Raw genomic sequence first — 6,602 nt, 5'->3', positions numbered from 1 at the left:
TCCTTGGCCTCGGGCCTGACCGCAGCCGCGACCGCGCGCACGTCGAACGGCCCGCCCGCGAACGAGGACAGCTCCGCCCCGTCCGCCAAGGCCCGACACACCGCGTACGCCGGGTCAGTCCGCCAGCCGCCCATGCCCCCGTCTTCCACCATCGAACCCGGTCGGAACAGATCATGCCCGAACCGACCGACATCGATAACACGGCACCTCCCCGACACCCCTCGGGGTTGCGTGATCGTCAGCCGTGCACGGGCCCCGCCCGGTACTCCCGGGCAGGGGTCTTGGTTCGCGCTGGCGACCATCGAATCCGACGTCCAGCGGTCTCTTCCTGGGCACTGCCCACATTCACCGCCGCCCACAAGTCAGGCGGGCTCCACATCCCGCGCTCATGCGCACCGACTGTGCCTGTGACAGCGCGGAGGCGGCCACCGACGCGCAACAAACACGAAACCGCCCCGATCCCCCGGCCGCCCACCCCCGGCCCTTCCCTCCTCATTCCTGCAGGCAGTTGTGCGTGCGGTGGTTGTGCGGGGAGGAGGGCTGCCGGGCTACCGGCCCAGGCGAGATCCTGGTGGTGAGCTGCGGGGATGCGGCACTGGCCCTGTCGGCGTGCAGACAGCTGTCGGCGGGTTGTCAGCCCGGTTGTCGGCGGGGGTTGTCAAGTCGTGACCGTGGTCGGGGCCTGGTGGTGGGTGGTCTGGTCCGGGCCGGCTGGTGCACTGCCCTTCGCGATCCTCTGTGGCGCTCTTGAGGAGGAAGGCGGGGGTGGTCGGTGGTGTCGATGCGGGTGGATGTCGGAGGTGGTGACCGGTTGGCGTTGGCGGTGCTGGCGCAGTACCGGATGGCCGCGACCGAGCAGATGCACCTGCTGACCGCACCGAAGCTGCAGGCCGATCAGACCCGGCGCAGCCTGGTGAAGTTGCAGAGCGAAGGGCTGGTCAACCGGATCGCCCTGCCGCAGGCCGGCCGGATGCGGCTATGGTTCCCCACCCCCTTCGGGATGCAGGTCGCATCCGAGTGGCCGGAACTGCGCGGCTGGCGGCCACCACGGCTCGCGTCTGACCCGGTCGCCGCACGGCTGCGGGTCGGGCACGCGCTGGCTGTCACCGAGACCGGGCTTGCTTTCGTACAGGACACACGACGTCACGGAGACACCTGCCAGCCCTTGGACTGGATCCCCGAAGTCCGCTGCGCCCGTCGGCAGCGGGTCACCATGGCGTGTAGCTCCGCGCGCTCCACGCCCTCCGGCGGGCACGTGTCGGCCAGCGCTCTGTACTCGAATGCAACTACTGCAAAGTTCTAGGCGAGATACTGCAGGTCGGCGATGTCGCGGGCAATCGTCCGGGCGGAGGGCATGGCAGGGGGCAGTCGTTGCAGTAGGTCTTCGCAGTGCGGCAGCCTTGCCGTCGGACAAGGCCCGGTAAAACGCCTGCATCAGGACGCTGGTGGAGATCTCATCGGCGGACCATAGGCTGACCAGCACGGATGGCCCGCCGGCGTGGATCAGCGCGCGGGTGAGCCCGATGAGTTCGTCGCCCACGACCTTTCCAGCCCCGCAGAGTGAGCGGAGGGCGTGCCTAGCGTGAACCGACGCAGCGGTGAACCTAGCGAGGGCCCGAAGCGCCAAATCGGCGTCCGGGCCCGCATTGATGGCGGTCAACCCTACGCTGGCCCTGCCGTTTTGGTCCGTGTGGCCCAGACCCACGTACGGCTTCCGTCCGGCCCGGTGCCACCAGTCTGCAGCACCAGCAGCAGGTGCCGTCGTGATCTACGGGCGGGGCGCGTGGCGTGTTGTGGACGGTCACGGAAGTCACTTGATGAGGGTGCGCAGGGCGGCGGCGCTGGCGCCGGCTGCGGTAAGTCCGGCAATCACCGCGGTAGCCGGGTGGACGCCGGTGAGAGCGGTGAGCCCTCCGATGATGAGTCCCAAGACGAGTGCGGTCAGCAGGACGACGGCCGTGTGCAAGGAGAGGAACGCTTCGGAGTCGGATGCAGCCGGGGCGTGCTGGGAGTTCTGTCGCTGTGTCATGACTCGACTCTTGCGCAGTCTGAGCCGTTGACCTGCATGGATCGAACGAAGCGGATGACACCCGATCAGTTCCGGGTCATCACGGCACGCCTGAGCCATTCTGCGGAACGATCCGCCCCCGCTCACCCTGTTCGTGGGTGTTCATGCAAGTTCCGTACTGTTCCACCAATCGGCTTCTACCCTGCTGAACACAGAAGTAGGGGGGGGCACCGGGTATGACGGACCACAGCGGCGCCGGGCAGGAGCCAGACACATTCGAGGCCCGGCTCCATCACCAGGCTCAGCACTTACGCCGGCTGAAGGTGGAGCGGGGAGATCCGTCTCTGCGGCGGATCGAGACACGGGCGCAGGTGATTGGCAACGGGGTGGCACTGCCCATTGCAACCCAGAGCGCCGCCTTCGGCGGCACACGGTTTGTGAGTGTGGACAAAGTCGTCCTACTCGTCCGGACTTTGATGTCCTGGGACCCGAACGGCGACGACATCACCCCGCCCGACCGCACGGATCCCGCACTCGAAGAATGGCGCAACCGGTGGCGGGCAACCGCCGAACTACGCCCCCGCCGCAGCGCCACCCCGCGACCTCCCGCTCCCGAACTGGCCGAACCCACACCTTCAGACGGGCCAGCACCGGATCGCTCCACAATTTCGACGGTCGGCCCGAACGGAGTTGCCCAGGCTGCCGAAACTCCCAGGCCTGTGCGCAACCACATAGCAGCCACTGACGGCCGAGTCACCTCTTGGCTGCGCCGCCGCCTCGGCCCTGCCAGCCCGGTGTACAGGGTGGCGTTCTCGCCCGACGGCACCCTCCTCGCCACCGCTGGCAACGACCACACCGTGTGCCTGTGGAACTCGGCCACCAGCACTCTCATCGGCGAACCCCTCACCGGCCACACCGGCATGGTGCTCGCGGTGGCGTTCTCACCCGACGGCACCCTCCTCGCCACCGGCAGCCGAGACGGCACCGTGCAGTTGTGGGACCCGGCCACCCACACCCCCATCGGCGAACCCCTCCACCACACCCAGCCGGTGTACGCGGTGGCGTTCTCACCCGACGGCACCCTCCTCGCCACCGCCAGCAACGACCGCACCGTGCGCCTCTGGGACCCGGCCACCAGCACTCTCATCGGCGAACCCCTCACCAGCCACACCGGCATGGTGCTCGCGGTGGCGTTCTCACCCGACGGGACCCTCCTCGCCACCGGCAACGGCACCGTGCGCCTGTGGGACCCGGCCACCCGCACCCCCATCGGCGAACCCCTCACCGGCCACACCGGCATGGTGCTCGCGGTGGCGTTCTCACCCGAGGGCACCCTCCTCGCCACCGGCAGCTACAACGGTGCTGTGCGCTTGTGGGACCCGGCCACCCGCACCCCCATCGGGAAACCCCTCACCGGCCACACCGGCATGGTGAACGCGGTGGCGTTCTCACCCGACGGCACCCTCCTCGCCACCGCCAGCAGCGACGGCACCGTGCGCCTGTGGAACCCGGCCACCAGCAGCCTCATCGGCGAACCCCTCACCAGCCACACCGGCCCGGTGTACGCGGTGGCGTTCTCACCCGACGGCACTTTCCTCGCCATCAGCGGTGAGGACGGATCATATTTGTACAGAGCGACATGGCAATGCCCCTCGCAGCGGGGGGAGTCCTCACTCGCAGTCCGCGCGGTCCTGCACGCGATACGGACGGGGGAACTGAACCTGCCTTCCCTTGATGCAGGTTCAAGTCGAGCTCTCTGCTTCTCGGCCGACGGCACCCTCCTCGCCACCGGCGGCCGCGACACCGGAGGCCTGGGCATCGTGCGGCTGTGGGATCCGGCCACCCGCACCACCACCGGCGAGCCACTCCTCCCCACCGGCATGGTGGACGCGGTGGCGTTCTCCCCAAATGGCACCCTCCTCGCGACCGGCAGCCGCGACGGCACTGTGCAGTTGTGGGACCCGGCCACCCACACCCCCATCGGCAAACCTCTTACCGGCCACACCGGTCCGGTGTACGCGGTGGCGTTCTCACCCGACGGCACCCTCCTCGCCACCGGCAGCCGCGACGGCACTGTGCAGTTGTGGGACCCGGCCACCCACACCCCCATCGGCAAACCCTTACGCCCCAGCGGCATGGTGTACGGCATCGTGCGATTGTGCGACCCGGCCACCGGCACGCCCATCGGCGAACCCCTGCACCACACCGGCATGGTGTACGCGGTGGCGTTCTCACCCGACGGCACCCTCCTCGCCACCAGCAGCAACGACGGCACCGTGCAGCTGTGGGACCCGGCCACCCACACCCCCATCGGCAAACCCGTCACCGGTCACACCGGCCGGGTGTACGCGGTGGCGTTCTCCCCCGACGGCGCCCTCCTCGCCACCGCCAGCAGCGACGAGACCGTGCGCCTGTGGGACCCGGCCACTCTCACCCCCATCGGCGAACCCCTCCGCCACACCGGCCCGGTGTACGCGGTGGCGTTCTCACCCGACGGCAGCCTCCTCGCCACCAGCAGCGACAACGGCACCGTACGGCTGTGGCCTTCCCTCTTTGTTTCCCAGGTGGAGTCTGTCCGTCGGCCGTAAGCCGTGAAGACGTGAACCCGGGGACCGTCGGCGGCGCCGTGACGGTACTGCCGACGTACACCCCCGGCCTTCTGGGCGTCAGGCGCTGCCTTCCCCACCGGTTCGGCCGCGGTCCGGGCTCGCAACCAGTGGCGGAGTTCGAGGCTGGCGATCGGCTGGTTGAGGGTGTTGGTGGCGAAGCAGGTGATCCGCATGCCGTCCGCGTCCGTGATCCTCAACTGGGCTCCGGGATGGGGCCGTTCCTTGCGGGCGATCAGCCGAATGCCCTGCGGCCAGCCGTCGAGCAGGTCTCCGGTGAGTTCGGCGACCCAGGCCCCGTCACGGACCTCGCCGTCCAATTCGACCGCAGGCGTCCAGGCCGATGCGGGGATCTTCAGAACATGCTCGTGGACGGCCTCGGTGATCACCATGCCGACCGAGTAGGACAGCCAACGTCCGCGCTGGGCGAGCCAGGCCACGAACTCGTGGGTGCCGCCCGCACAGCGGATCAGAGTCCGCCGTCCCCGCCGGTACTTCTTGGGCAGTTGAGCGAGGGCGAGGCGAGCGACGGTGATGTGGTCGGCGGCCGTGTTCGAGCCCGCGTTGCCGGGCCGGAGGAGGGCCGCGACAGGTTCGCCGGTTCCTCCCGGGCCGTGGTCGACGAAGCCCATGAGTGGGTGGTGTCCGTAGGTCTTCTTCTAGGTCGGGGCCGCGTCCTGCTTGTCCGAGTGCGCGACGACCAGGACCCCGTCCAGGTCCACGGTCACCTGCCCACCGGCACTTCTACTGGCCGGACGGTCTGCGTCCGGGCGTCTACCGCCTGGTCGAACTGCCTGAGTCGTACGTGCTGTGCGAGCTCATCGAGCACTGCCTGCGGTCGCTGTCGCAGCTATGGGCGAAAGCCGTGGGCAACGAGATCCTTTTGGAACAGCTTCGGGAAGCATGGCTTGACAGCCCGACCGACTGAAGGACCAGAAATGAGCGGATCGCGCTCCGCAAGGTGAGCCGGCCAGACTCCACCTGCCTCTACAGAAGCACGGACAGCAGGGCCGCTATACACAGCAAGGCCAGTCCGGTCATGATGAAGTTGACCCCATACTGCAGTCGACGGAACTTGTCCTTCACCAGGCGGGACAGAGCTGCGACCCTCTTGGCCCGCAAATCCGCGCGCATGTGATCACCCAGCGCATCGGCGTCCAGGGTCGCCCACCGCGTCCAGTCCTCCAGATCGAGATTGTCGACCTGCACCGGACGGACAATGATCAACAGGATCACGGTGGAGACCAGCAGACAGGCTGCACCCACACCCCCCACCGCCAAAACCACGGCCGGTTCGCCGCCATGGCCGCGGGTCGCGAGAAAGGCCAGGCCCACGCCCGTCATGGCAAGAACAGTGTTGGCCTTGGCATCCGCCCGAGCGAGCTCGGCGTAGAGCACGTCCAGCGCGTTGTCCAGATTCTTCGACATGCAATCGGTGGTGCCACCCACTATCTGCGTCATATCGCCCCCTCCACGACAGTAACGCCACAACGTACTTTGCCGACCCGCCAGTTGCGGGCTGATACCTCCACACCCCACCACAAGAGGAACATCCGCAGAAGAGGTAAGAACGCCCGCACCTGTTACGACCAGTACACGATCGCCCCGACTGACCGCCCCCTCCGCCTCACCGTTGGCTCCCCTGACGCAGGGCGACGCCCCAGGACCAGCGCGCTCCGGCACGCGGGCCCAGCCCATGGCCGTGAACTGGGTGTGGATGTTCGGTCAGCGCGCAGACCGTGCCAGACCTTGCCCATGAGAACGGACGGCGGATAGCGGCTACGCGTGCACGATCCCTGATCTGGACAGCCGTCCAGCAGCGAGGACGTCGGTTACGTGCGCCCCACCACGATGGAGTCCGCCATGGCCGCCTGCACAGAGGTCGTCGGGCGCGGGGGGGTGCCCCTATGGGTTTCGTCAAGCTGATGGGGCGGGTTGGGGTTGGTAGAAGGTGCCGTCGCGGAGCATGGCGAAGAGGACGTCTGCTC

The 6,602-nt window shown here is 68.3% G+C and carries 4 protein-coding genes and 2 pseudogenes; 2 read left to right on the top strand and 4 right to left on the bottom strand.

What is annotated here, in order from left to right:
• Positions 1-781: 781 nt before the first annotated feature.
• Positions 782-1,303, top strand: coding sequence for a replication-relaxation family protein (locus ABT296_RS38200; protein ID WP_351934698.1), 522 nt, complete (start codon positions 782-784; stop codon positions 1,301-1,303).
• A gap of 90 nt (positions 1,304-1,393) precedes the next feature.
• On the opposite strand, the pseudogene ABT296_RS38195 reads toward ABT296_RS38200, so the two are convergent.
• Positions 1,394-1,705: pseudogene (locus ABT296_RS38195) on the bottom strand (CHAT domain-containing protein); the annotation flags it as partial.
• A 105-nt stretch (positions 1,706-1,810) separates the two neighbouring features.
• Entirely contained in the window at positions 1,811-2,029 is a 219-nt protein-coding gene (locus tag ABT296_RS38190; RefSeq protein WP_351934696.1) for a hypothetical protein, read from the bottom strand.
• A 215-nt stretch (positions 2,030-2,244) separates the two neighbouring features.
• Between ABT296_RS38190 and ABT296_RS38185 the strand changes: the two genes are divergently transcribed.
• Positions 2,245-4,596, top strand: a complete 2,352-nt coding sequence (locus ABT296_RS38185; RefSeq protein WP_351934694.1) for a WD40 repeat domain-containing protein — start codon at positions 2,245-2,247, stop codon at positions 4,594-4,596.
• Positions 4,597-4,625: 29 nt separating this feature from the next.
• Here ABT296_RS38185 and ABT296_RS38180 read toward each other — a convergent pair.
• Positions 4,626-5,351, bottom strand: a pseudogene (locus tag ABT296_RS38180) (transposase); the annotation flags it as partial.
• A gap of 250 nt (positions 5,352-5,601) precedes the next feature.
• A complete protein-coding gene (locus ABT296_RS38175; protein WP_351934692.1) occupies positions 5,602-6,042 on the bottom strand; it encodes a Pycsar system effector family protein in 441 nt (146 codons plus the stop codon).
• Between the last annotated feature and the right edge of the window lie 560 nt (positions 6,043-6,602).

This window comes from Streptomyces sp. NPDC000983, from assembly GCF_040299205.1.
Classification (GTDB): domain Bacteria; phylum Actinomycetota; class Actinomycetes; order Streptomycetales; family Streptomycetaceae; genus Streptomyces.
This window is presented reverse-complemented; position numbering and strand designations above follow the sequence as displayed.

Bases quoted from the DNA above. Each gene is read 5' to 3' on its own strand.
- ABT296_RS38200 (WP_351934698.1), top strand. From the start codon at position 782: ATGCGGGTGGATGTCGGAGGTGGTGACCGGTTGGCGTTGGCGGTGCTG.
- ABT296_RS38190 (WP_351934696.1), bottom strand. From the start codon at position 2,029: ATGACACAGCGACAGAACTCCCAGCACGCCCCGGCTGCATCCGACTCC.
- ABT296_RS38185 (WP_351934694.1), top strand. From the start codon at position 2,245: ATGACGGACCACAGCGGCGCCGGGCAGGAGCCAGACACATTCGAGGCC.
- ABT296_RS38175 (WP_351934692.1), bottom strand. From the start codon at position 6,042: ATGTCGAAGAATCTGGACAACGCGCTGGACGTGCTCTACGCCGAGCTC.